Source organism: Kineococcus glutinatus, assembly GCF_039542765.1.
GTDB classification, from domain to species: Bacteria; Actinomycetota; Actinomycetes; order Actinomycetales; family Kineococcaceae; genus Kineococcus_A; species Kineococcus_A glutinatus.
This window is the reverse complement of sequence record NZ_BAABIL010000754.1, coordinates 1-2,474: the sequence shown is the minus strand read 5'-3', so window position 1 is coordinate 2,474 and position 2,474 is coordinate 1. Positions and strand designations below refer to the sequence as shown.

Annotated in this window: 1 protein-coding gene; it reads right to left on the bottom strand. The window is 77.3% G+C overall.

Annotation, left to right across the window (positions count from 1 at the left end; all coding sequences use genetic code 11):
• Positions 1 to 365: 365 nt before the first annotated feature.
• Positions 366 to 2,237: an ABC-F family ATP-binding cassette domain-containing protein gene (locus ABEB16_RS20990; RefSeq protein WP_345714126.1), complete on the bottom strand. Its 1,872-nt coding sequence runs from the start codon at positions 2,235 to 2,237 to the stop codon at positions 366 to 368.
• Between the last annotated feature and the right edge of the window lie 237 nt (positions 2,238 to 2,474).

Below are 2,474 nucleotides of genomic sequence, written 5' to 3'. Positions count from 1 at the left end.
GCCGGTCCGCGGCGAGCGGGTCCCCGCGGCCTCCGACCCGGCCGTCACGGCCGGCGGCCGCGGCGGCGCGCTCGCCCGTTCGTTCCTCGCGGACGTGCTGCTGATCGCCAAGTGTCCCCCCTGGACGCGGTGACCGACCCACCGGTGGCCGCCTGGGCGGCCGGTGGCCGGAGCGGTGGCTCATCCCCCCGACGGCCCCCGCTGCGCGTCTCAGAGTAGGGGAGGATCACCCGAACGTCGCAAGCCCTGGACCCGTCTGCCGCACGGCCCGTAGCCAGCCTCACCCGTTCGCACCGACCCCCTTCACCGTGTGGCGGATTGCGACTACGTTGGGTGGTGATGTGCGGTCCGCGGCGGCCTGCGGATCAGCCGGCGAGCTCGGCCGCCTCCAGCCACGCCGCCTCCAGCTCCTCCCGCTGCGCCAGCAGCTCGCGCAGCCGGGAGTCGAGGGCGCTGACGGCGGAGTGGTCCGTGGCCCGCTCCACCAGCTCGGCGTGCAGCCGCTCCTCCTCCGCCGCCACCCGCTCCAGCTGCCGCTCCAGGCGCGTCATCTCCTTGCGCGCCGAGCGCACCTCCGCGGCGCCGGCGGCACCACCGGCACCCGCCGCGGCCCCCGCACCGGCACCCGCACCTGCACCTGCACCTGCACCTGCACCGGATGGCCGCCCGGTGCCCGCGGGCGCCCCGACCCGCCCGGCGGCCGCCTCCGCGCGCAGCCGCAGGTACTCCTCCACCCCGCCCGGCAGGTCGCGGACGCGCCCGTCGCCCAGCAGCGCCACCTGCCGGTCGGTGACCCGCTCCAGCAGGTAGCGGTCGTGGCTGACGACCACGAGGGTCCCCGGCCAGCCGTCCAGCACGTCCTCCACGGCGGCCAGGGTGTCGGTGTCCAGGTCGTTCGTCGGCTCGTCCAGCAGCAGCACGTTCGGCTCGGCCATGAGCAGCCGCAGCAGCTGCAGCCGGCGGCGCTCCCCGCCGGAGAGGTCGGCCACCAGCGTCCACTGCCGCTGCGCCGTGAACCCCAGCCGCTCCAGCAGCTGCCCCGCCGGCACGTCGCGGTCCCCCAGGCGCACGTGGCGGCTCACCCGCTGCACCGCCTCCAGGGCGCGCAGGTCGGCCACCTCGTCGAGCTCGCGGACCTCCTGCGACAGCTGCGCGAGGACCACCGTGCTGCCCCGGCGCACCGTGCCGGCGTCCGGCTGGACCGCACCGGTGAGCAGGCCCAGCAGGCTCGACTTGCCCGATCCGTTGACACCGACCACGCCGATCCGGTCCCCGGGCCCCAGCCGCCACGTCACGTCCCGCAGCAGCACCCGCCGCTCCTCGTCGCGACCGCGGGCGAGGGTGACGCCCTCCAGGTCGAAGACCTGCTTGCCCAGGCGCGCCGTCGCCATCCGCGCCAGCGCCACGTCGTCGCGCGGCGGCGGCTCGTCGGCGATGAGGGCGCTGGCCGCCTCGATGCGGAAGCGCGGCTTGCTCGTGCGCGCCGGCGCACCCCGGCGCAGCCAGGCCAGCTCCTTGCGCAGCAGGTTCTGCCGCCGCTCCTCGGTCACCGCCGCCACGCGGGCGCGCTCGGCGCGGGTGAGGACGTAGGCGGCGTACCCGCCGTCGTAGGCGTCGACGACCCCGTCGTGCACCTCCCACACCCGGGTGCACACGGCGTCGAGGAACCAGCGGTCGTGCGTGACGACCACCAGGCCACCCTGCCCGGCCGCCCAGCGGGAGCGGACGTGCTCCGCCAGCCACGCCACGCCCTCCACGTCGAGGTGGTTGGTGGGCTCGTCGAGCACGAGCAGGTCGTCGTCGGCGACCAGCAGACCCGCCAGCGCCACCCGGCGGCGCTGCCCGCCGGACAACCGCCCCACGGGCACGTCCAGACCGCCCACGTCGCGGGCGTCGAGCCCGCCCAGCAGCCCCACCAGCACGTCGCGCACCGCCGGGCGGGAGGCCCACTCGTGCTCGGCGGCACCGCCCAGCACCGCCTGGCGCACCGTCGTGCCCGGCGGCAGCACGTCGGCCTGGTCGAGCATCCCCAGCCGCAGGCCGCCGGTGTGCGTGACGCGCCCGGCGTCGGGCTCCTGCCGGCGCGCCAGCACCCGCAGCAGGGTGGACTTGCCGTCGCCGTTGCGGCCCACGACGCCGATCCGCTCGCCCTCGCCGATCCCGAGGGAGATGCCGTCCAGCACGGCCCGCGAGCCGTGCACGACGCGCACCGCCTCGGCGTTGACCAGGTTCGCCACGCTCGTTCCCACTCCCGCTCTCGTCCACCCCGCCCGCCGCACCCGGCGGCGGCCACCCGCTCGGCGCGGGGCTCCACCCCCGCGCCGGACCTCACTCCCGCCCGGCGCCCGGCCCCACCGTCGCGAGCACCGGCTCCAGGACGTGCGCCCCGGGCGCGGGCGCCACCGCCGTCAGCACCGTCGCTGTCCGGCTCCCTCGCGGAGGCGGCGCGGCAGCTGCACGTCATGGGCTGAGGT